The organism is Azospira restricta (genome assembly GCF_016858125.1).
GTDB classification, from domain to species: Bacteria; Pseudomonadota; Gammaproteobacteria; order Burkholderiales; family Rhodocyclaceae; genus Proximibacter; species Proximibacter restrictus.
Genome location: NZ_CP064781.1, coordinates 3221078 through 3242208, shown reverse-complemented (window position 1 = coordinate 3242208; position 21131 = coordinate 3221078). Strand labels below are relative to the sequence as shown.

The 21131-nt window shown below is 66.8% G+C and carries 20 protein-coding genes and 1 tRNA gene; 16 read left to right on the top strand and 5 right to left on the bottom strand.

Translation table 11 applies throughout. From position 1 onward, the window contains the following. Positions 1-29 precede the first annotated feature (29 nt). On the top strand, positions 30-1310 hold the full coding sequence (gene serS, locus IWH25_RS15495) for a serine--tRNA ligase (protein ID WP_203386664.1): 1281 nt from the start codon (positions 30-32) through the stop codon (positions 1308-1310). Between the two features lie 7 nt (positions 1311-1317). Here the strand turns inward: serS and mltF are convergent, their stop codons facing one another. Next, positions 1318-2652, bottom strand: coding sequence for a membrane-bound lytic murein transglycosylase MltF (gene mltF / locus IWH25_RS15490; RefSeq protein ID WP_203386663.1), 1335 nt, complete (start codon positions 2650-2652; stop codon positions 1318-1320). A gap of 98 nt (positions 2653-2750) precedes the next feature. Between mltF and IWH25_RS15485 the strand changes: the two genes are divergently transcribed. The 3 genes from IWH25_RS15485 to IWH25_RS15475 all read left to right on the top strand — a co-directional run bounded on the left by IWH25_RS15485 (position 2751) and on the right by IWH25_RS15475 (position 4646). Further along, positions 2751-2838 (top strand) — tRNA-Ser (locus IWH25_RS15485). Positions 2839-2978: 140 nt separating this feature from the next. Then, a complete protein-coding gene (locus IWH25_RS15480) occupies positions 2979-3617 on the top strand; it encodes a DUF47 domain-containing protein (protein ID WP_203386662.1) in 639 nt (212 codons plus the stop codon). A gap of 21 nt (positions 3618-3638) precedes the next feature. Continuing rightward, positions 3639-4646, top strand: coding sequence for an inorganic phosphate transporter (locus tag IWH25_RS15475; protein ID WP_203386661.1), 1008 nt, complete (start codon positions 3639-3641; stop codon positions 4644-4646). 24 nt (positions 4647-4670) lie between these two features. On the opposite strand, the gene IWH25_RS15470 is transcribed toward IWH25_RS15475, so the two are convergent. Together IWH25_RS15470 and IWH25_RS15465 are read right to left on the bottom strand one after the other, a co-directional pair. Next, the gene (locus IWH25_RS15470) at positions 4671-5462 is read right to left on the bottom strand and encodes an alpha/beta fold hydrolase (protein WP_203386660.1); all 792 of its coding nucleotides are present in this window, start codon (positions 5460-5462) and stop codon (positions 4671-4673) included. A 2-nt stretch (positions 5463-5464) separates the two neighbouring features. Then, positions 5465-5677, bottom strand: coding sequence for a YdcH family protein (locus tag IWH25_RS15465; RefSeq protein ID WP_203386659.1), 213 nt, complete (start codon positions 5675-5677; stop codon positions 5465-5467). Positions 5678-5908: 231 nt separating this feature from the next. Between IWH25_RS15465 and IWH25_RS15460 the strand changes: the two genes are divergently transcribed. From IWH25_RS15460 to hybE, 8 genes are all read left to right on the top strand, one after another. After that, positions 5909-6229, top strand: coding sequence for a hypothetical protein (locus IWH25_RS15460; protein ID WP_203386658.1), 321 nt, complete (start codon positions 5909-5911; stop codon positions 6227-6229). Between the two features lie 281 nt (positions 6230-6510). Continuing rightward, entirely contained in the window at positions 6511-7686 is a 1176-nt protein-coding gene (locus IWH25_RS15455) for a hydrogenase small subunit (protein WP_203386657.1), read from the top strand. Between the two features lie 2 nt (positions 7687-7688). Then, entirely contained in the window at positions 7689-8675 is a 987-nt protein-coding gene (gene hybA / locus IWH25_RS15450) for a hydrogenase 2 operon protein HybA (RefSeq protein ID WP_203386656.1), read from the top strand. 1 nt (position 8676) lies between these two features. Beyond that, entirely contained in the window at positions 8677-9855 is a 1179-nt protein-coding gene (gene hybB / locus IWH25_RS15445; RefSeq protein WP_203386655.1) for a Ni/Fe-hydrogenase cytochrome b subunit, read from the top strand. A gap of 21 nt (positions 9856-9876) precedes the next feature. Beyond that, positions 9877-11589: a nickel-dependent hydrogenase large subunit gene (locus IWH25_RS15440; protein ID WP_203386654.1), complete on the top strand. Its 1713-nt coding sequence runs from the start codon at positions 9877-9879 to the stop codon at positions 11587-11589. A 131-nt stretch (positions 11590-11720) separates the two neighbouring features. Beyond that, positions 11721-12200, top strand: coding sequence for a HyaD/HybD family hydrogenase maturation endopeptidase (locus tag IWH25_RS15435; RefSeq protein ID WP_203386653.1), 480 nt, complete (start codon positions 11721-11723; stop codon positions 12198-12200). After that, positions 12200-12487, top strand: coding sequence for a HypC/HybG/HupF family hydrogenase formation chaperone (locus tag IWH25_RS15430; RefSeq protein ID WP_203386652.1), 288 nt, complete (start codon positions 12200-12202; stop codon positions 12485-12487). Before IWH25_RS15435 ends, IWH25_RS15430 begins: the two co-directional genes overlap by 1 nt. A 4-nt stretch (positions 12488-12491) precedes the next feature. Then, positions 12492-13091 (top strand): [NiFe]-hydrogenase assembly chaperone HybE, encoded by a 600-nt coding sequence (gene hybE, locus IWH25_RS15425; protein ID WP_203386651.1) that lies wholly within the window; start codon positions 12492-12494, stop codon positions 13089-13091. 146 nt (positions 13092-13237) lie between these two features. Here the strand turns inward: hybE and IWH25_RS15420 are convergent, their stop codons facing one another. Further along, a complete protein-coding gene (locus IWH25_RS15420; RefSeq protein ID WP_203386650.1) occupies positions 13238-15274 on the bottom strand; it encodes a fused MFS/spermidine synthase in 2037 nt (678 codons plus the stop codon). A gap of 271 nt (positions 15275-15545) precedes the next feature. Here IWH25_RS15420 and IWH25_RS15415 point away from each other — a divergent pair, with 271 nt between their 5' ends. Beyond that, complete coding sequence (locus IWH25_RS15415; RefSeq protein ID WP_203386649.1) at positions 15546-15944, top strand: VOC family protein; 399 nt, start codon at positions 15546-15548, stop codon at positions 15942-15944. Between the two features lie 55 nt (positions 15945-15999). Here the strand turns inward: IWH25_RS15415 and IWH25_RS15410 are convergent, their stop codons facing one another. Beyond that, positions 16000-17268, bottom strand: coding sequence for a diguanylate cyclase domain-containing protein (locus tag IWH25_RS15410; RefSeq protein ID WP_203386648.1), 1269 nt, complete (start codon positions 17266-17268; stop codon positions 16000-16002). Positions 17269-17487: 219 nt separating this feature from the next. Here IWH25_RS15410 and ilvA point away from each other — a divergent pair, with 219 nt between their 5' ends. The 3 genes from ilvA (at position 17488) to IWH25_RS15395 (ending at position 21125) form a co-directional block, all read left to right on the top strand. Beyond that, positions 17488-18726 carry a threonine ammonia-lyase gene (gene ilvA / locus IWH25_RS15405; protein ID WP_203386647.1) on the top strand — a complete coding sequence of 413 codons (1239 nt, stop codon included), beginning with the start codon at positions 17488-17490 and terminating at the stop codon, positions 18724-18726. 250 nt (positions 18727-18976) lie between these two features. Then, positions 18977-19540 carry a transcription elongation factor GreB gene (greB, locus tag IWH25_RS15400; protein WP_203386646.1) on the top strand — a complete coding sequence of 188 codons (564 nt, stop codon included), beginning with the start codon at positions 18977-18979 and terminating at the stop codon, positions 19538-19540. An 82-nt stretch (positions 19541-19622) separates the two neighbouring features. Then, the gene (locus IWH25_RS15395; protein ID WP_203386645.1) at positions 19623-21125 is read left to right on the top strand and encodes a DUF4118 domain-containing protein; all 1503 of its coding nucleotides are present in this window, start codon (positions 19623-19625) and stop codon (positions 21123-21125) included. Positions 21126-21131: the final 6 nt, after the last annotated feature.

Genomic DNA, 21131 nt, shown 5'->3' with positions numbered 1-21131 from the left:
CGGCCTCCATTGATTCCGGACGTACCCAAATGCTCGACATCCAGCTCCTGCGCAACAACCTCGACGCCGTCGCCGAACGCCTCGCCGCACGCGGCAAGCCGATCGATTTCTCCGAGTTCCAGAAGCTCGAAGGCGAGCGCAAGACGCTGCAGACGAAGACGCAGGAGCTGCAGGCGCAGCGCAATGCGCTCTCGAAGCAGATCGGCATGCTGAAGGGCAAGGGCGAGGATGCCAGCGGCGTGATGGCCGAGGTGGCGAAGCTGAAGGACGAACTGGAGGCGAGCGAGGCGCGTCTCTCCGCGCTGCTGCCGCAGATCGAGGCGATCGTCGCCGCCATTCCGAACCTGCCGCACGAGAGCGTGCCGGTCGGCCGGGACGAGACCGCCAACATCGAGATCAAGCGCTGGGGAACGCCGCGCGCCTTCGACTTTCCGGTCAAGGACCACGTCGACCTCGGCGAGGGGCTCGGCCAGCTCGACTTCGCCACCGCCGCGAAGATCTCCGGCGCCCGCTTCACGCTGATGAAGGGCCCGCTGGCGCGGCTGCACCGCGCGCTCGCCCAGTTCATGCTCGACATCCACACGCAGGAGCACGGCTACACCGAGGTCTATGCGCCCTACCTGGTGAACGCCGCGAGCCTGTTCGGTACCGGACAGCTGCCCAAGTTCGAGGAGGACCTGTTCCGCATCGACCGCGCCGACGCCGATCCGCTGTATCTGATCCCGACCGCCGAAGTGCCGGTGACCAACATCGTCCGCGACGAGATCCTCGCTGCCGAGGCGCTGCCGCTGAAGTTCGTCTGCCACACGCCGTGCTTCCGCTCGGAAGCCGGTTCCTACGGCAAGGACACGCGCGGCATGATCCGCCAGCACCAGTTCGACAAGGTCGAGCTGGTGCAGGTGGTGACGCCCGAGAAGTCGCTGGAAGCGCACGAGGAGCTGACCCGCCACGCCGAAACGATCCTCGAGCGGCTCGAGCTGCCGTACCGCCGCGTCGTGCTGTGCACCGGCGACATGGGCTTCTCGGCGGCGAAGACCTACGACCTCGAGGTCTGGCTGCCGGCGCAGGATACCTACCGCGAGATCTCCTCGTGCTCGACCTTCTCCGACTTCCAGGCGCGCCGCATGCAGGCCCGCTTCCGCAACGAGAAGAACAAGCCGGAGATCGTGCATACGCTGAACGGTTCCGGCCTGGCCGTCGGTCGCACGCTGGTGGCGATCCTCGAGAACTTCCAGAACGCCGACGGCAGCATCGCCGTGCCGGCCGCGCTGCGCCCCTACCTGGGCGGGCTGGACGTCATCGGCAGGTAGCGCCGGGTCAGCGCCGCAGCCCCGCCGCGGCGCCGTCGATCCGGTCCGTGCCGCGCTCGGCGAACGGGCGGTAGCGGGGCTCGAAGCGGCTCAGGATGTCGTAGTACATGCGCACGTTCTCGGCGGTGATCACCGCCTCGCCGCCGCGCGCCTTGCCCGATTTCAGCCGCTGGTAATACTGCGGCCGCGCCAGCAGCGGCAGCACGGTCTTCATCTCGTACCACGAGTCCGTACTCTTCTTCATCCCCTGCGCGATGTGGCGGGCACCGTTGAAGTGCCCCATCCCCATGTTGTAGGCGGCGATCGCCATCCAGGTTCGGTCCGGCTCCGGCACCGAGGCCGGCAGCGCGTCGCGGAGGTCGGCGAAATACTGCGCGCCGGCGCGGATGCTCTGCTTCGCGTCGAGCCGGTTGCTCACGCGCAGCTGGTCGGCGGTGTCCTCGGTCAGCATCATCATGCCGCGCACGCCGGTCGGGCTGGTCGCCAGCGGGTCCCACTGCGATTCCTGGTAGGCGAGCGCGGCGAGCAGCCGCCAGTCGATGCCGGTGCTCGCCTCGGCCGCCTCGAACTCGCCCCGGTAGCGCGGCAGCAGCGTGCGCATGCGCTCGATGAAGCGCACGACGTCGATCTGCCCGAGGCGCTCGACGTGGCCGAAATAGCGGTCGGTCAGCCGGGCCAGCGTGCCGTCGGCGCGGATGCGCTCGAAGAAGGCGTGCGCGTGCTGCAGCACCTCGGGGGCGGTGCCGGCCGGGAACAGCCAGGCGATCGGCACCGCTTCGCCGAGGCTCGGGCCGTGCTGCAGCTGCGGATAGTAATTGGCGGCGATGTCGAGCACCGCGCCGTCGACCAGCGCCGCGGCGTCGCGCCGCTCGGCGACGCGGCCGAGCAGGTCGAGTTCGCTGCCGTCGTCGGCCTCGACCACGTCCAGCCCGCCGATCCGTTCGCGCAGCGCATGCAGCGCCGCCGCCTGGCGCGAGCCGGCGAGCACGTGCAGCGTGCGGCCGGCGAGGTCCTCCGGCGAGTTGATGGTCAGCGCGCCCTCGTTCTGCGCGACGACGTTGCCGCTGGTGAAGAAGCTCGGGCCGGCGACCAGCGCCGGGTCGTCCGGCGGTGTCAGCCAGGCGGCGCCGAGGTGCCCCCTGCCGGCCTTCAGCCGCTCGGCGATCTCGGCGTCGTCGCGGACGACGACGAAGCGCGGCTTCTTGCCGAGCTCGGCGGCGAACAGCGTGACCAGGCTGTGCTCGAAGCCGGCGGTGCTGCCGTTGTCGTCGCGCGACAGCGTCGTCGGCCCCTCGCGCGTCAGCACGATCAGCTCGCGGCTCTCGGCGAGCGGGGGCGGCAACGGCTCCCCGCAGGCGGCGAGAAAAAGGGTGGAAAGAAAAATCAGCGGCCAGCGCATTGTGTCGTTCTATTTGTGCTGCTATACTGCGCGCCTTTCGCGGAGAGGTGGCAGAGTGGTCGATTGTACCTGACTCGAAATCAGGCGTAGGGCAACCTACCGTGGGTTCGAATCCCACCCTCTCCGCCACTCGACAGCCCGCACCATTGGTGCGGGCTTTGTCGTTTACGGGCGCGCGGGAAAGGGCGATTTCCTTGAGGTAAATCGTCGTTGCGCTGCATCAAGAGATGGTACACTCGCGCCCGTCACAAAATCATCACGGAACTGTCATGTTCGGACGGCTGATGCCCAAAGAGGGCAAATTCTTCGATCTTTTCAACGAGCACGCGGAACTGATCGTCGAGGGCGGCAAGCAGCTGGTCGCGATGATGACCGCGCTGAACAACGGCAAGGAGGACGTCGAGGTCTGCGCAGCAGCGATCGACAAGGCCGAGACCGGTGCCGACAAGATCACGCACGAAACCATCGCGCAGCTGCACAAGACCTTCATCACGCCGCTCGACCGCGACGAGATCCACCAGCTGATCACGCGCATGGACGACATCCTGGACATCACCCAGGACGTGGCGCAGACCGTCGCGCTGTACGACATCCAGCGCGGCACGCCGGAGGCGATCACGCTGGCCGAGATCACGCTCGCCTGCTGCGAGCGGGTGAAGATTGCGGTGAACCTGCTGCATTCGATGGACCATGCGCAGACCATCCTCGCCACCTGCCGCGAGATCGACCAGTTCGAGTCGGACGCCGACCGCGTCATGCGCGGCGCGATGTCGAAGCTGTTCCGCGACGAGCCGGACGTCCGCCAGCTGATCAAGTTCAAGGCGATCTACGAACTGCTCGAAACGATTACCGACCGCTGCGAGGACGTTGCCAACGTCATCGAAGGCATCGTCCTCGAAAACTCCTGACCCAGAAAACGCGGACGGCGCATGGAAACCCTGCAAATCAGCCTGGGCGTAGTGATTTTCCTCGTCCTGCTGGCCCTCGCGTTCGACTTCATGAACGGCTTCCACGATGCCGCGAACTCGATCGCGACCGTGGTCTCGACCGGCGTGCTCAAGCCGCAGCACGCGGTGGCCTTCGCCGCCTTCTTCAACGTCGTCGCCGTCGCCGTCTTCCAGCTGAAGGTGGCGACCACGGTCGGCAAGGGCACCGTCGAGCCGGTGATCATCGACCACATCGTCGTCTTCGGCGCGCTGGTCGGCGCCATCGCCTGGAACCTGATCACCTGGTACTACGGCATCCCGTCGTCGTCGTCGCACGCGCTGATGGGCGGGCTGGTCGGTGCCGCGATCGCCAAGGCCGGGCCGTCGGCGCTGATCGCCTCGGGCGTCACCAAGACGATCATCTTCATCTTCGTCTCGCCGCTGCTCGGCATGCTGCTCGGCGCGTTATTGATGGTGCTCGTCTCCTGGGTGCTGCGGCGGACGACGCCGCGGCGCGTGGACAAGTGGTTCCGCCGCCTGCAGCTGGTCTCGGCGTCGCTGTACAGCCTCGGCCACGGCGGCAACGATGCGCAGAAGACGATGGGCATCATCTGGATGCTGCTGATCGCCGCCGGCATGACCACCGCCAAGGACCCGATCCCGACCTGGGTGATCGCCGTCTGCTACATCGCGATCGGCCTCGGCACGCTGTTCGGCGGCTGGCGCATCGTCAAGACGATGGGCCAGAAGATCACCAAGCTGAAGCCGGTCGGCGGCTTCTGCGCCGAGACCGGCGGCGCCATCACGCTGTTCCTGGCGACCGGCCTCGGCATCCCGGTGTCGACCACGCACACCATCACCGGCGCCATCGTCGGCGTCGGCTCGTCGCAGAAGATGTCGGCGGTGCGCTGGGGCATCGCCGGCGGCATCGTCTGGGCCTGGGTGCTGACCATTCCCGCCAGCGCGCTGATCGCGGCGCTGTTCTGGTGGCTGGGGACGTTCATCCTCTGACCGGCCGCGGCCGCGGCGGATAGCCTAGGCCGCGAATTCCGCCAGTGCCGCGGCGACCGCCTGCGGCCGCTCCACCATCATCGCGTGCCCGCAGTCGTCCAGCTCGCGCCGCGTCGCCTGGCGCAGCGCGTCCTGCAGCGGCTGCACCGCGCGCAGCGGCGTCATCCGGTCGCGCTTGCCGAGCAGCAGCAGCGTCGGGCCGGCGACCGCCGCCGCGGCGGCGAGGCCGTTGCCATAATCGTTGCAGTTGGCGAGGTCGGTGGCCAGCGTGCCGGCGTTGCGCCGCATCACCGCGAGCGTCTTGCCCGGCCCCCAGACGCCGTGGCCGCCGCCGTTGCCGGCGACGAAGAACGACGGCGTGTGCGACCACAAGGCGACCATCCGGCAGGCGGCGTCGGGCGTCGCCCGCGCCGCCTCGAGCAGCGCGCCGGAGACCGGCATCGGCACGGACGCGCCGAGCAGCGCCAGGCGGCCGATGCGGGCGCCGCCGCGCGCCGCCGCTTCCAGCGCGACCAGCGATCCCATCGAATGGCCGGCGACCGTCGCGCCGTCGAGTTCGAGCTTGCCGAGCAGTGCCAGCAGCCAGTCGGCGAGCGCGCCGATCGAAGCCAGCGGGGTGCCAGCCGACTGGCCGTGGCCGGGCAGGTCGGGGGCGAACACCGAAAGGCCGCGCGCGGCCAGCTGCGGCATCACGTCGTGCCACGCGGCGTGGTCGTTGGCGGCGCCGTGCACCAGCAGCAGCGCCGGTTTGCCGGGGGCGGGTGCAGGCCCGGCGGTGGCGATATGGCACGCCAGGCCGTCGATCGTCGTCTTCATCGTCAGGCGGGAATGTCGGGGACGAGCAAGCGCTCGAGCAGGGTGATGCGGTCCTTCAGCTGCAGCTTGCGTTTCTTCAGGCGGCGGATCAGCAGCTGGTCGGGCGGCGGGTTGGCGGTGAGGTGTTCGATCACCAGGTCGAGGTCGCGGTGCTCGACCTGCAGCTCGTAGAGCTGGCCGCGGATTTCGGCGATTTCTTCGTCGCTGAGCGTCATCTCGGTGGTCGCGGCAAACGCGTCCCGCTGATCAAAATGCCAGCAATGGTAGTCGCCCCGCCGGCGAAAGACAACGCGCCGGCCGCCTATCCTCATCGGCGGCGGCGCAGGGTATGATGCAGGCGGGTAGCGTCGCGGCGAAATGCCGGGCGCGCCGCGATCGAGTCGGCCAGGCGGGGGAAAAACGGCTAGAATGGGCCGGTCGCACGTCATAACAGCTGGAGGAGGCAGATGCTCTATCAAGTGATTGTGGTCTTTGGCAAGGACAAGGAATACGAATTCAAGATGTCCGACGCCGATCTCGCCGGGCGCAGCGCCGAGGAGGCGCGCCGCTGGTTCGACAAGGAATTCGCCGATCTCGAGTGCGAGCCGAGCAATCCGGTCGGCAAGGTGCTGATCATCGACAAGATCCTCGGCGTCGCCCGCGGCGGCGGCGAGGCGCGCTTCGCCGCCGGCAAGGACTGGGCGCACGATTTCGCGCGCCAGGCGGCGCTCGCGCTCGGCCGCGACACGATCCGTGTCGACGCCGTCAATTTCAGCATCAGCTACTGACGCACGCCGTTCCCCGAGGCGGCGCGGACGCTTGTCCGCGCCGCTTTTTCTTTGGCGCTTGCCGCCGCCGTTTCCCGCCTGGAAACCTGCTTTCCACTTTCGCCTGACGCTGTAAGCGCGTCTTGCGCATCGGCCTCCTCGGTTCTCTCCAAGTCGCTGTTCTGAAAGCCTATTCCTGTTTGGCATGGATCTTGTATCTGCCGTGCCGACAGGGGACGCCGCGGGCGTGAACAAATGATCTCCCGGCCGCTGCCGGGTGCTTTCGGAAGAAGGGTGAGGTTATGGCGAATACCAGTCTGTTGTCGCTGGAAATGAACGAGAAGATCGCGGCAGCGGCCGAGCGCCTGCAGATGTCGCGGCGCGAGTTCCTGCAGTTCTGCGCGGCGCTGGCGACGACGCTGGGGCTGCCGCAGGGCGCCGACGCGGCCGTCGCCGAGGCGGTGGCGGCGAAGAAGCGGCCGTCGGTGATCTGGCTGCACTTCCAGGAATGCACCGGCTGTACCGAGTCGATGCTGCGCGCCGAGCACCCGACGCTGGAGAAGCTGATCCTCGACGTCATCTCGCTCGACTACCACGAGACGCTGTTCGCCGCCGCCGGCCACCAGATCGAGGCGGCGCGCGAAGCGGCGATGAAGGCCAACGCCGGCAAGTACGTGCTGGTGATCGAGGGCGCGATCCCGACCAAGGACGGTGGCATCTACTGCAAGATCGGCGGCAAGACGGCGATCGAGCTGACGAAGGAATGCGCGAAGGACGCCGCGGCGGTGATCGCGATCGGTTCCTGCGCGTCGTGGGGCGGCATGCCCTCGACCGACCCGAACCCGACCGGCGCCGTCGGCGCCAACAAGATCATCACCGACAAGCCGGTGGTGACGATCCCCGGCTGTCCGCCGAACCCGTACAACTTCCTGTCAACGGTCGTGCATTTCCTGACCTTCGGCACGCTGCCCGAGATCGACGCGCTCGGCCGGCCGAAGTTCGCCTACTCGCGGCTGATCCACGAGAACTGCGAGCGCCGCGCGCACTTCGACGCCGGCCGCTTCGCCATGGAGTTCGGCGACGACGGCCACCGCAAGGGCTACTGCCTGTACAAGCTCGGCTGCAAGGGGCCGGAGACCTATGCCAACTGCCCGACCGTGCTCTTCGGCGACGCCGGCGGCGGCACCTGGCCGGTCGGCTGCGGCCATCCGTGCATCGGCTGCACCGAGCAGGGCGTCGGCTTCCAGAAGCCGATCCATCTGCCGGCCAAGCTGAAGAACATCGAACCGCCGCTGCAGTACCCGCGCATCGTCGAGGAGAAGGGCACCGGCGCGACGCTCGGTGCCGCCGCCGTGCTCGCTGCGGTGGCCGGCGCCGCTGCCGGCGCCGGCGCGATGGTCGCCCGCAACCTCGGCCTCTCGCACCAGGCCGAGGAGATGGAAGCGGCGAAGAAGGCCGGCGAGAAGGAACAGGTGTAACGATGAGCACCCGTCGCAATTTCCTGAAGGGGGTCGTCGCCGCGAGCGGTGCGGCGGTGGCGGCGAGCGCCGTCACCAGCACGCCGGCCGTCGCGCGCGAGACGCGTCAGCGCCCGCCCGAGGCGCTCGGCCTGCTCTACGACGCGACGCTGTGCGTCGGCTGCAAGGCCTGCGTCGCCGCCTGCAAGCAGGCCAACGACAATCCGGCCGAGTTCTCGACGCTCGACCAGCTGTGGGACACGCCGCTCGACACCAGCGGCCGCACCTTCAACCTGATCAAGATGTACCGCAGCGGCACGATGGAGACGAAGGACGCCGAGGAGAACGGCTACGCCTTCATGAAGACCTCGTGCATGCACTGCGCCGACCCCTCGTGCGTCTCGGCCTGCCCGGTGTCGGCGATGGTCAAGAATCCGGAGAACGGCATCGTCGAGTACAACGCCGACGCCTGCATCGGCTGCCGCTACTGCGTCGCCGCCTGCCCGTTCGGTATCCCCAAGTACCAGTACGACTCGCCTACCGGCAAGATCGGCAAGTGCGAACTGTGCCGCCACCGCTACAAGGACGGCCGCTACTCGGCCTGTGCCGAGGTCTGCCCGACCGGTGCGACGCTCTACGGCAAGACCAGCGACCTGCTCGCCGAAGCCAAGCGCCGCCTGGCGCTGAAGCCCGGCACCTTCGCCACCTTCCCGCGCGGCAAGCTGGGCGGGCCGGACCAGAGCTACGAGAACGTCGTCGGCACCTACCAGCAGCATGTCTACGGCGAGACCGAGTACGGCGGCACGCAGGTGCTCAAGCTCTCGGGGGTGCCGTTCGAGAAGGTCGGCATGCCCAGCCTGCCGCCGGAAGCCGCGGCGGCGCATTCCGAGTCGATCCAGCACACGCTCTACGGCGGGCTGGCGATGCCGCTCGCCGTGCTCGGCGCGATGACTTTCGTCGCCAAGCGCAACATCAAGCCGGACGCCGACGACGAAAAGGGGGGGAACTGAGATGGCCGGGAATCATCCGCAGCATCATGCGCCGGCGCCGGTCGGCGGCAAGCTGTTCAACGGCGTGACGCTGGTCTGCGGCGTGCTGATCGCGATCCTGGTCGCGATCCTCGTCGTCCGCTTCCTCTTCGGGCTGGGCGCCGTCACCAACCTCAACGACGGCTATCCATGGGGCCTCTGGATCGTCGTCGACGTCGTCATCGGCTCCGCCTTCGCCTGCGGCGGCTTCTCGGTGGCGATGCTGGTCTACATCTTCAACAAGGGCGAATACCACCCGCTGGTGCGGCCGGCGCTGCTGGCCAGCCTGTTCGGGTACTCGCTGGCCGGTATCGGCGTCATCTTCGACCTCGGCCGCTGGTGGAATTTCTGGCACATCTTCACGCCCGGCTACGCCAACCCGAACTCGGTGATGTTCGAGGTCGCGGTGTGCATCTCGGCGTACATCGTCGTCATGTGGCTGGAGTTCGCGCCGACCTTCTTCGAGAAGTGGGGGATGAAGGAGGCGAAGCGCAAGCTGAACAAGGTGCTCTTCTTCCTCGTCGCGCTCGGCACCGTGCTGCCGATGATGCACCAGTCCTCGCTGGGCACGATGATCGTGGTCATGGGCGTGCAGATCAACCCGCTGTGGCAGACCAAGCTGATCCCGCTGCACTTCCTGCTCACCGCGATCATCCTTGGCTACGGCGTGGTGCTCTTCGAGTCCTGCCTCGCCGCCTCGGGCTACCGGCGCAAGATCGAGATGCACCTGCTCGAACCGCTGGCGAAGATCATGCTCGGCGTGCTCGCGGTCTACCTCGTCGTCCGCTTCGGCGACCTGCTGGTGCGCGGCGCGCTGCCGCTGGCCTTCCAGCCGAAGCTCACGGCGCTCGCCTTCTGGGTCGAGACGATCGCCTTCCTGGCGCCGTTCGCGATCATCGGTTCCGCGTCGGCGCGGCGCAATCCGGCCAAATTGTTCCTCGCCGGCGTCGCCATCATGTTCGCCGGCGTCATGCTCCGCTTCAACGCCTTCCTCATCGGCTACGACACCGGCACCGGCGTCGACCCCGGCTGGACCTACTTCCCGTCGGTGCCCGAGCTGATGGTCACGATCGGCATGTTCGCGATCGAGGTCCTCGCCTACATCATCATCACCCGCCGCTTCCCGGTCCTGCCGCGCGAAGAGACGCAGGTCGCCCACTAAGGTTTTTCGGAGGTTATAACAATGTCCAAGCGAGTCACGATTGATCCGGTCACCCGCATCGAGGGCCACCTGCGCGTCGACGTCGAGGTCGACGGCGGCAAGGTCAAGAAGGCCTGGTCGTCCGGCCAGATGTGGCGCGGCGTCGAGAACATCCTGATCGGCCGCGATCCGCGCGACGCGTGGGCGATCACGCAGCGCATCTGCGGCGTGTGCACGACGGTGCATGCGATCGCCTCGGTGCGCGCGGTCGAGAACGCGCTGAAGCTCGAGATCCCGGTCAACGCGCAGTACATCCGCAACCTGATCATGCTGGCGCACGCGATCCACGACCACATCGTGCACTTCTACCACCTGTCGGCGCTCGACTGGGTGGACGTGGTCAGCGCCACCAAGGCCGACCCGGCGAAGGCGGCCAGCCTGGCGCAGAGCCTCTCGTCGTGGAGCGGCAACAGCGTGCAGGAATTCAAGAAGGTGCAGGACAAGATCAAGGGCTTCGTCGCCAGCGGCCAGCTCGGCATCTTCACCAACGGCTATTGGGGCCACCCGGCGATGAAGCTGCCGCCGGAAGTGAACCTGCTCGCCGTCGTGCATTACCTGCAGGCGCTGGAAGTGCAGCGCTACGCGAACAAGATCGTCACCGTGCTCGGCTCGAAGTCGCCGCACATCCAGAACGTCGCCGTCGGCGGCGTCGCCAACCCGCTGGCGCTCGATTCGCAGTCGGTGCTGACGGTCGAACGCCTGCTCGCGGTCAAGGAATGGATCGACAAGCTCGATGACTTCGTGAAGAACGTCTATCTGGTCGACGTCGCCGCGATCGGCGCCTTCTACGCCGACTGGACGACGCACGGCCGCGGCATCGTCGACTACCTGTCGGTGCCGGACGTGCCGCTCGACGGCAAGGGCACGCAGTTCGCGATGCCCGGCGGCCACATCGCCAACGGCGACGTGTCGACCTTCAAGGCGATCAAGACCTTCGACGACAAGTACTTCGCCGACGGCGTTTCCGAGGCGGTCAAGCACTCGTGGTACGACTACTCGTCCGGCAACGACAAGTCGCTGCACCCGTACAAGGGCGAGACGACGCCGAAGTACACCGACTTCCAGGACGACGGCAAGTACTCCTGGCTGAAGTCGCCGTCCTTCTATGGCAAGCCGATGCAGGTCGGCCCGCTGGCCAACGTGCTGACGATGTTCGCCGCCGGCCACGAGCCGACGAAGAAGTACGCGACGGCGGCGCTCGACCTCGTCTCGAACATCGCCAAGACCAAGGTCGGCATCGACGCGCTGCACTCGACGATCGGCCGCCATGCCGCGCGCGCGGTGCGCTGCGCGGTGGTCCAGGACGAGCTGGTCAAGCAGTGGGACCTGCTGCTCGCCAACATGGGCAAGGGCGACCTGAAGACCTTCAACAAGCCGGTCTTCCCCAAGGGCGAGCAGATGGGCGTCGGCTTCCACGAGGCGCCGCGCGGCGTGCTGTCGCACTGGGTGGTGATCCAGGACGGCAAGATCAAGAACTATCAGTGCGTCGTGCCCTCGACCTGGAACGCCGCGCCGAGGAACGAGAAGGACGCGCCCGGCGCCTACGAGGCCTGCCTGGTCGGCAACCCGATCGCCGACCCGGAGAAGCCGCTGGAGGTGCTGCGCACCGTGCATTCGTTCGATCCGTGCATCGCCTGCGCGATCCACGTGATCGACGAGGAGCACACCGAGATCGTCAAGGTGAAGGCCGCCTGAGCGAAGGCGAAAGCCTTCGCGAACAAGTACTCTTGGAGTGCGCCTGAGCGGGTTCTTGACCTGGCGCAAGGTTGTCTACCCCGTTCGGCGCGAGACTATCCGCTGTCTCGCGCCGCTTTTTTTGGAGTGATATGAAAGTCGTCGTGCTGGGAGTCGGCAACACGCTGCTGACCGACGAAGCCATCGGCGTCCGCGCCGTCGAGGCGCTGCAGCAGCGCTACCGGCTGCCGCCCGAGGTGAACGTGATCGACGGCGGCACCGCCGGCATGGAGCTGCTCGAATCGCTGGAAGACCTCGACCAGCTGGTGATCGTCGACTGCGTGCGCGTCGGCCAGCCGCCGGCGACCGTCATCCGCCGCATCGACGACGAGGTGCCGGCCTTCTTCCGCACCAAGATCTCGCCGCACCAGATCGGCATCTCCGACGTGCTCGCGGCGCTGACGCTGCGCGAGCGCTTCCCGCAGCGGCTGGCGCTGATCGGCATCCAGCCGAAGGACCTCGACACCGGCATCGAGCTGACGCCGGAAGTGGCAGCGACGATCCCCGAGGTGCTGGCGCTGGTCGTCGAGGAGCTCGCCCGGGTCGGCGTCAAGGTCGTGGAGAAAGCCTGATGTGCCTGTCGATCCCGATGCGCGTCGTCGAGTGGGACGACCCGGACGGCGACTTCGCCTGGGTCGAGCGCGGCGAGGGCGACAGCCTGCGGCGCGAACGCGTGAACATGATGCTGATCGGCGCGCAGCCGGTCGGTACCTGGATCCTCGCCTCGCTCGGGCTGGCCAAGGAAACGGTCGACGAGGAGAACCGCCTGCTGATCGAGGACGCGCTCGCCGCCCTCGACGAATCGCTGCACGGCGACTACGACCCGGGCCGTCACTTCCCCGACCTCACGCGGCACTGAGCGCATGGTCGACGAACGCATCCGCAAGCCGCTCTACCGCGCCGAGCGCCCGGCCGCGCCGGCGATCCCGCACGCCGACAACCCGGCGCCGCAGGTCCTCGCCATGTACCGGCGCATCTGGGAAACGACGATGCGCGACCTCGACTTCGTCAACCGCGCGCTGGAGGTCGACATCGCCGGCTTCCGCCGCCACCGCGGCGACTGGGTCGGCGCCGTGATCACGCCGTGGTTCGTGAACCTCTGCGTGCTGCCCGGCGGCGGCGAATTGTGGCAGGACCTCGGTGCCGGCGAGCGGGTGAAGCTGCCGTTCCCGGTCGGCGAACTCGAATTCATCGCCGACTACGACCTCGGCGCCGAAATCCCGGCCGCGCTCCACTGCCCGCTGCTGGCGCCGGTGACCGCGCTCCAGTCGCAGGACGTGGCGCTGCGGATGGCGATGGATGCGCTGGAGACGCTGTTTACGCCGGCGGCCGCGTCGGTTGAAGCGCCGCCATCGGCCATGCCTGCGGCATCCTCCGACGTTCTGCCGCCAGCCCCATCCCCCGACCCTTCGGTGCCGCCGCGCCGCGCCTTCCTGCGCCGGCTCGCGGGCCAGCGCGGCTGACCGCACCGTTCGGCAGCTTGCCGCCGGTCGATTGTGGCGTTGCCCGTAGGGAGGCTGCCTTTTCCGCCTCTTTGCCACCTTGAATGTGGACAGTTGATACCGGTTCCCGCCGGCGGGGTGTGCAATTCCCGGTAGTGGGCGATTGGTTACTTCAAGATGGCGAACAAGTTGTTGAAATCATCGGTCCAGGGTTTCAGCCCCGGAATGGGCTGAATTGGTTTCGCTCGGTGTTGAATTCCGCCCTTGGCAAGAACCGCAGGATCTTTGGCGACCAATACCCAGTCGGTATTCCTCAACAGCGGACTGTCGTTTTCATCCCGTATATGGGCAACATGCAAACCGTGTGCCCTGGCAATGGACTCCACCGCTGGCGGCAGGTTCAAGAATCGGTTGGTGACGTGGAAGGCAATCATGCCGTCCTGCCTCATGTGGCGCAGGTAAACGCCCATCGATTCGATGGTGAGAAGATGGACAGGCACCGAATCGCCAGAGAAAGCATCTACCGCAAGCACATCGAACATTTGCGGACTTTCCCTTTCCATCGACAGCCTTGCATCGCCGAGTACCGTGTCGACTGCCGCCTTGCTATCGGACAGGAAGGTGAATTCTGACCGGGCGAATTCGATCACGTCAGGGTTGATCTCATACATTCGGTAGCTATCGCCTTCCTGCCCATACACCGCAAGCGTTCCGGCTCCCAAGCCGATCATTCCGACTTTCTGCCCTGGCCGTCGGGTGGCATTGATCGCCATGCCAACCCCGGATGTGCGCCCGTAATAGGCGGTCGGTTCTCTTCGGCGTTCCTCCGAAAGATATTGTTGGCCATGCTTGATCGAGCCGTGATACAGCTCGCGAACCGTGTCGTTCAGTTCGTCATCCCGTGAATCGACCGTATAGAGCGTCCCGTAAAAGTTGCGCTGCAGGCGGCGAGCAGAGGAAAGATCATCCTTCGCCTGCTCATACAGGAAGAAAGCACACCACAAGGATAGAAATACCGCCAATGGCATAACGAAAGGATTTCGACGAAACATCACCACTGCCAATATCGCGGTGATGGTAAAGCCGAGTCCAAGTTCATAGTAGGCGGGGAATACCTTGGGAGCGACAAGCCCGACGAGAGTGCCACCCAATGCGCCGCCCACGGAAAGCATCAGGTAATAGCGCGTCAAGTAACGGATGTTCGGGCGCAGGCGTGCCAGTTCGCCATGTAGAAACATGCAAAGGACGAACAGGCAGGCTGCGTAAAGCGGAATGGCGACCTTGACGTTGATGCCGATATCGCTGTCCTGCAAGCCATAGGCACTCACCCCTAGCAATATTCCGCCGGTTGGAACGAAAATTTTCCGGCGGTACCAGTAGTCACTCTCGAAACAAAGCGCAAATGTCAGCAGGTAGAGCGTCAGGGGGAGAATCCAGAGAAAAGGGATGGCTGCGACATTCTGCGTAATGTGGTTGGTAATGGCCACGAGCAACCATGAAGCCATGGCTGCAGGAGCCAGCCACAACAGGTAATCCCGCCAAACCGGTTCCCAATCACCTTCCGGTATATGGCATTGCTGGTGCGTCGATTTTGGCAGGGCATGGGCGTGCCTCACGAAATAGCTACCCGAGGCGATACAGAGCACGACGAAGGCAGCATAGAGCGTCGACCATCCGTACGCCTGCTGCTGCAAGGAGGCTTGTGTTTCTATCAAGAAGGGATAGCTGATCAGGGCCACCAGTGATGCCACGTTCGATAATGAAAAAAGGCGGTAAACGTGGCTTCCGATGTCCACACGTGCCACCCAGGACTGGACCAGGGGGCCCGTGGTCGAGAGAAGGAAATAGGGCAGACCGATTGTGGCGATCAATAGTCCGATAATCAGCAACGTTGGCTCTTCCGTCCCTGTCGGCTTCCAGCTGGGGCTCGCAATGATGGGCACAAACAGCAAACTGGCAACGAGCAGGGCGGCGTGAAGGGCGAGTTGCAATCGCGGTGTAAGGCGGTTGGCCAGAGCATCGGAATATGCGTAGCCGGCAAGGAGCGTCATCTGGAAAAACACCATACAGATCGCCCAAACGGCAGCCGTTCCCCCAAACCAGGGAAGGATCTGCTTGGCAACCAGGGGCTGCACCAAAAACAACGAGAAGGCGCTAGCGAAGATAGTGCCTGCAAATAACCACTGGGAACTAGTCTGATGCATGCAAATCCTTGCTCGTCTTCCGCATGAACGATCGAGGTTCCCTCGGTTTTTCGTCTTCGTCTGCCAAAGGCATGAATTTCATGCTACCAGTTTTTCCTGATGCCGCTCGCTGATCCAGCTCTCCTGGAACCGAACCGGCGCTCTATAGCCGAGTGTCGAATGCTGCCGCTTCCGGTTGTAGAAGACCGCGATGTACTCGGAGCTGGCATAAGGCACCTTCCCGCCCCCCAGCTGTCGTAGCTTCTCCAGAAACAAAAAAACCGGAGCAGCCATGGCCAGACAGATCTTCGTCAACCTGCCGGTCCGCGACCTCGGCCGCGCGGTCGATTTCTTCACGCATCTCGGCTTCGGGTTCGATCCGCAATACACCGACGAGAACGCGACCTGCATGGTCGTCGCCGACGACATCTTCGTCATGCTGCTGGTCGAACCTTTCTTCCAGACCTTCACGCCGAAGGCGCTGTGCGACGCGCGGCGGGCGACCGAGGTGCTGGTCTGCCTCTCCTGCGCGAGCCGCGCCGAGGTCGATGCGCTGGTGGCCAAGGCGCTGGCTGCCGGCGGCCGGGCGCCGCAGTCGGCGAAGGACCTCGGCTTCATGTACGGGCACGGTTTCGAGGATCTCGACGGGCATCTCTGGGAACTGGTCTACATGGCGCCGGAGGCCGCCTAGGCACCGCGTTTCGAGCGTCTGCGGCTTGCCGTTCCTGCGCCTGGGTTTTCTCGCACTACCCCTGATTCAGCTGGGACTGGCGCCAGGACATCGCACGGTTCTTGCCGCTGCGCTTGGCGGCGTACATCGCCGCGTCGGCGTAGTGGAGCAGCTCGAGCGGGTCGCGGGCGTCGCTGGGGGCGAGCGCATAGCCGATGCTGGCGCTGACCGCACTGCCCGAGGCTTGCGCGGCGCCTTCGACCGAGGCGCACAGGTGTTCGGCCAGGGCCTGTGCGCCGGCCTGTCCCTTCACTCGCGCGAGGACGAGGAATTCGTCGCCGCCGAAGCGGCCGACCGCATCTTCGGTGCGCACCGCGCCGCGCAGTGCCGTGGCGATTTCGGCAAGCAGCCGGTCGCCGGCGCGATGCCCCTTTTCGTCGTTGACCGACTTGAAGCCGTCGAGGTCGATGAAGAACAGCGCGAATTCCTGGTTCGGATCGGCGATCGAGCATTCGATGAACGACATCATCGTGTGCCGGCTCAGCGCGTCGGTGAGGGCGTCCCGCTCGGCGCTGCGACGCAGCTGTTCCTGCGTGGTGGTCAGCTCGTGCACGTCGGTGGTGACGGTGTAGACGCCGATGACCTTTCCTTCGTCGTCGAAATCGGGGAAGTAGCTCGTGCGCATCCAGCGCGGGCCGTCGACGACGCCATGGACCAGCCGCGAGAACTCGGCCGGCTGGCCGGCCAGCGCGCGTTCGTAGTACGGCTGCTGCTCGCGCCAGCTCACCTCGCCGCGCACTTCGCTGACGTGGCGCCCGAGCGCGTCGCCGGCGGCGATGTCGACCAGCCGGCACCACGCCTTGTTCACGAAGCGCAGCCGGCAGCCGGTATCGAGGTAGACGAGCGGCAGCGGGATGTTGTCGGTGAAGCGGTCGAGCCGCTTGCGGGCGGCGACCAGCGCGTTGCGCTCGACGATGTCCTCGTGGATGTCGGTGGCGATGGTGAACACGGAGGCCACCCGGCCGTCCGGGGCGACATCGGGGAAGACCTGGATGCGCGCCCAGCGTTGCGGGTGCGGCGGGTGCGTCAGCAGCCGTTCGTAGCCGGAGATTTCGCCGCCGAAGGCGCGTTCGAAGGCCGGACGGGCGACTGCCCAGGCGTCATCGCCATAGAGTTCGGCGAGCGTGCGGCCGAGCAGTTCCTCCTGGCTGCGTCCCGCCCAGGCCAGATAGGGCGTGTTGCAGAAGACGAGCCGCGCTTGCGCGTCCCAGCGGCCGATCGGCAGCGCGACGACGTTCGCGAGCCGTTCGAAGTGCAGCGTCTGTGGGGTGGGCGATGCGTTCATGCGCGGCGTGATTCCTTCGGCGGAGCCGTTTTTTTTTATGCTTGATGGCTTCAGTATCGGCATCCGCCGGCCGCAGCGTCAAGCTGCCGCGTGCGCCGTCCGGTTGCCGGGCGGCCTACTGCGGCAGCGACGGGGAGCCGCGGCGCGTCGCCGGGACCGGGTTCGTTTTCCGCGCTTTCTGGCGGAGAATGCAAAAAAACCTCGCCCTGGGAGAACACGATGGATGCCGGAATTGCGCCTGACCTCGCCGCGCTGCACGATGCCCGTGCGCGCATCGCCGACGCCGTGCTGCAGACGCCGCTGTGGGCCAACGATCCGCTGTCGCGCGAGTTCGGCGCGCCGATCCACATCAAGCTGGAGAACCTGCAGCGCACCGGCTCGTTCAAGCTGCGCGGCGCCAGCCACAAGATCGGCTGCCTGCTGCGCAGCGGGCAGGCGGCGAACGGCGTGATCGCGGTGTCCGCCGGCAACCACGCGCAGGGGGTGGCGCGCGCGGCGATGGTCGCCGGGCTGCCGGCGACGGTGGTGATGCCGGCGAACGCGCCGCTGACCAAGATCGAGTCGTGCAAGAGCCTGGGTGCCGAGGTCGTGCTCTTCGGCAGCAATCTCGAGGAGGCGCGCGTCGAGACCGACCGGCTGGCGCGCGAGCGCGGGCTCGCGTTCATCCATCCCTACGACGACTGGGAGATCGTCGCCGGCCAAGCCGGCGTCGGCCTGGAGATCCTGGAGGCGCTGCCGTCGGCCGCGCAGATCGTCGTCCCGCTCGGCGGCGGCGGGCTGATTTCCGGCATCGCGCTGGCGGCCAAGCTGCAGCGGCCGGACATCCGCGTCGTCGGCGTCCAGGCCGATGCGGTCGCGCCGTGGCGCCACTTCCTCGCCGACGGCGGCATCGACGCGATCCCCCCGGACGCGCACACCATCGCCGACGGCATCAAGGTCAAGCTGCCGGGGCTGCTGACGCGGCAGGTGGTGGCGCGCCACGTCGATGCGATCGTCACCGTCGACGACAATGCCATCGCCGAGGCGATGGTGACGCTGCTCGAACGCACGCGGACGATCGGCGAGGGCGCCGGCGTGGTCGGCCTGGCGGCGCTGATGCGCGGGCTGATCCCGCTGCCGCCGGAGGCGCCGACGGTGATCGTGATCAGCGGCGGCAACGCCGATATGACGCTGGTCGGCCGCTCGATCGACTACGGGCTGGCCTCCAGCGGCCGCCTGATGAGCGTCGCCGTGCTGACGCCGGACAGTCCGGGCCGGCTGGCCACGCTGCTCGGGCTGGTCGCCGAACACGGCATGAACGTGCGCCACGTCGAGCACCGGCGCGGCGAGCTGCACGTGCCGGTGGGGATGACCGAGATCATCCTGCAGATCGAGACGCGCGACTTCACGCACCAGCGCGAGCTGCTCGAACACTTCGCGCGCCAGGGCCTGGCCGCGCGCAACCTGCTCGCGCCCTGAGCGATGTGCCCCGCACATTGCGAGGAAGTACTCTCGGGGTGCGCCCTGAGCGATGTGCCTCGCGCATCGCGAGGAAGTGCTCTTGGGGTACGCCCTGAGCGATGTGCCTCGCGCATCGCGAGGAAGTACTCTCGGGGTGCGCCCTGAGCGATGTGCCCCGCACATTGCGAGGAAGTACTCTTGGGGTACGCCCTGACAGGCGGCGCCGGCCTCCGTTATCATTTGCGCCTTTCCGCCGACGGCACGCACGATGAGCAAGGCTTTTACCCGCGAAACCGACCACGACGACGAGGACGAGGTCCCGGCCGGCCTGCAGCTGCCGCAGGGGGCGAAGAACTACATCTCGCCCGGCGGGCACGCGCGGCTCAAGGCCGAACTCGACCACCTGCTGCGCGTCGAGCGCCCGCACGTGGTCGAGGTCGTCGCCTGGGCGGCGTCGAACGGCGACCGCTCGGAGAACGGCGACTACATCTACGGCAAGCGCCGGCTGCGCGAGATCGACCGCCGCATCCGCTTCCTGACCAAGCGGCTGGACATTGCCGAGGTGGTCGACCCGCTGCGCCAGCCGAACCGCGACCAGGTCTTCTTCGGTGCCACCGTCACCATCTGCGACGAGGACGGCGCCGAGAACACCTACACCATCGTCGGCGTCGACGAGACCGACCTCGGCCGCGGCCACATCAGCTGGGTGTCGCCGTTGGCGCGCGCGCTGATCAAGGCCAAGGAGGGCGACTCGGTGCGCTTCCAGAGCCCGGCCGGCATCCGCGAGATCGACATCGTCGCCGTCGAGTACAAGGCCATCGACGCCGGCTGAGCGCTTCGCCGGCGCGGTGTTTACACCTTTTTTACACGGCCTGTAGGACACTCCGCGGATTCCGTCTCCGAAGAGTTGGCACGTGTCCTACCGTCGTACCTGGGTCGCTTATGCAATCGCGCCGGCTCTCTGCGCGCTGACCACGCTCGTCGCCTTCCCGCTGCGCGGCCAGCTGGACAAGGCGAACATCGTGATGATCTACCTGCTCGCGGTGTTCGTCGTCGCCGTCCGCCTCGGCCGCGGGCCGGCGGTGCTGACCGCGCTGCTCAGCGTCGCCCTCTTCGATTTCTTCTTCGTCCCGCCCTACATTTCGTTCACCGTCGCCGATGCGCAGTACCTGGTCACCTTTGGCGTGATGCTGGCGGTCGGGCTGATCACGTCGCACCTGGCGGCGCAGCTCGGCGAGCGTAGCGAGGCGGCGGAAGCGAGCGCGCAGGAAACGCGCGTGCTTTACGATCTGGCGCGTGATCTCGGCGCGACGCTGAGCTATGCGCAGGTTGCGGAAGTGCTCGATCGTTTCCTCGCCAACCTCGGCATGCACGGCGGCCTGCTCGTCTCCGAATCGCTGGCGGCGCCGGATGCGTTGCGCCACCATGGCGGCTATCTTCCGGACGAGTATGAGACCGCGCAGGCACGGGCGGCCTACCGGGAGAACGCGGCGGTCGAATCGGTGGCGCTCGGCGCCAGCGAGCCGTCGGCGCTATTCCTGCCGTTCGCCGGCACCACACGCGTGCGCGGCGTCCTCGTTGCAACGGCACCGGCTTCGCCCGCCCGGCTGCGGGCGAAGCGCCCGCTGCTCGGCGCGGTCGCCTCGCTGGTCGGCATCGCCATCGAACGCATCCATTTCGCCGACATCGCGCAGCAGAGCGAACTCGATGCGCAGACCGAGAAGCTGCGCTCGTCGATCCTGTCGTCGATCTCGCACGACCTGCGCACGCCGCTGACGACGCTGGTCGGCCTCGCCGACTCGGTCGCGGATACCCGCACCGGCCTTCCCGCGGAGGTCCGCGAGACCGCCGAGATCATCCGCGGGCAGGCCTATTCGATGCATCGCATGGTCTCCAACCTGCTCGAAATGGCCCGACTGCAGTCCGGGCGGGTGGTGCTCAACCGCCAGTGGCAGCCGCTCGACGAGGTCATCGGGTCGAGCACGCGCCTGCTCGGCGAACTGCTCGCCCGCCGCCGCCTGCTGATCGACCTGCCGGCCGACTTGCCGCTGGTCAGCTTCGACGCGGTGCTGATCGAGCGCGTCTTCTGCAACCTGCTGGAGAATGCCGCCAAGTATTCGGACGACGGCGCCGTCATCGAGATCGCCGCGGCGGTCGACGACGGCCGTCTGGAAGTGGGCGTGTGCAACGAGGGCAGCGGCTTCCCCGCCGGCCGGATGGAGCAGCTGTTCGAGCTGTTCGTGCGTGGCGAGCAGGAAGCGGCGGTGCCCGGCACCGGCATCGGGCTGGCGCTCTGCCGCGCCATCGTCGGCGCGCACGGCGGCAGCATCGTCGCCGAGAATCGCCAGGGCAAGGCCTGCGTCCGCTTCACGCTGCCGCAGGAGACGCCGCCGGCGGTCGATGGGGAGTGGTCGTGAAGGAGG

Excerpts from the sequence above, each read along its gene's own strand:
- serS (WP_203386664.1), top strand. The coding sequence starts at position 30 with ATGCTCGACATCCAGCTCCTGCGCAACAACCTCGACGCCGTCGCCGAA.
- IWH25_RS15480 (WP_203386662.1), top strand. The coding sequence starts at position 2,979 with ATGTTCGGACGGCTGATGCCCAAAGAGGGCAAATTCTTCGATCTTTTC.
- IWH25_RS15475 (WP_203386661.1), top strand. The coding sequence starts at position 3,639 with ATGGAAACCCTGCAAATCAGCCTGGGCGTAGTGATTTTCCTCGTCCTG.
- IWH25_RS15470 (WP_203386660.1), bottom strand. The coding sequence starts at position 5,462 with ATGAAGACGACGATCGACGGCCTGGCGTGCCATATCGCCACCGCCGGG.
- IWH25_RS15465 (WP_203386659.1), bottom strand. The coding sequence starts at position 5,677 with ATGACGCTCAGCGACGAAGAAATCGCCGAAATCCGCGGCCAGCTCTAC.
- IWH25_RS15460 (WP_203386658.1), top strand. The coding sequence starts at position 5,909 with ATGCTCTATCAAGTGATTGTGGTCTTTGGCAAGGACAAGGAATACGAA.
- IWH25_RS15455 (WP_203386657.1), top strand. The coding sequence starts at position 6,511 with ATGGCGAATACCAGTCTGTTGTCGCTGGAAATGAACGAGAAGATCGCG.
- hybA (WP_203386656.1), top strand. The coding sequence starts at position 7,689 with ATGAGCACCCGTCGCAATTTCCTGAAGGGGGTCGTCGCCGCGAGCGGT.
- hybB (WP_203386655.1), top strand. The coding sequence starts at position 8,677 with ATGGCCGGGAATCATCCGCAGCATCATGCGCCGGCGCCGGTCGGCGGC.
- IWH25_RS15440 (WP_203386654.1), top strand. The coding sequence starts at position 9,877 with ATGTCCAAGCGAGTCACGATTGATCCGGTCACCCGCATCGAGGGCCAC.
- IWH25_RS15435 (WP_203386653.1), top strand. The coding sequence starts at position 11,721 with ATGAAAGTCGTCGTGCTGGGAGTCGGCAACACGCTGCTGACCGACGAA.
- IWH25_RS15430 (WP_203386652.1), top strand. The coding sequence starts at position 12,200 with ATGTGCCTGTCGATCCCGATGCGCGTCGTCGAGTGGGACGACCCGGAC.
- hybE (WP_203386651.1), top strand. The coding sequence starts at position 12,492 with ATGGTCGACGAACGCATCCGCAAGCCGCTCTACCGCGCCGAGCGCCCG.
- IWH25_RS15420 (WP_203386650.1), bottom strand. The coding sequence starts at position 15,274 with ATGCATCAGACTAGTTCCCAGTGGTTATTTGCAGGCACTATCTTCGCT.
- IWH25_RS15415 (WP_203386649.1), top strand. The coding sequence starts at position 15,546 with ATGGCCAGACAGATCTTCGTCAACCTGCCGGTCCGCGACCTCGGCCGC.
- IWH25_RS15410 (WP_203386648.1), bottom strand. The coding sequence starts at position 17,268 with ATGAACGCATCGCCCACCCCACAGACGCTGCACTTCGAACGGCTCGCG.
- ilvA (WP_203386647.1), top strand. The coding sequence starts at position 17,488 with ATGGATGCCGGAATTGCGCCTGACCTCGCCGCGCTGCACGATGCCCGT.
- greB (WP_203386646.1), top strand. The coding sequence starts at position 18,977 with ATGAGCAAGGCTTTTACCCGCGAAACCGACCACGACGACGAGGACGAG.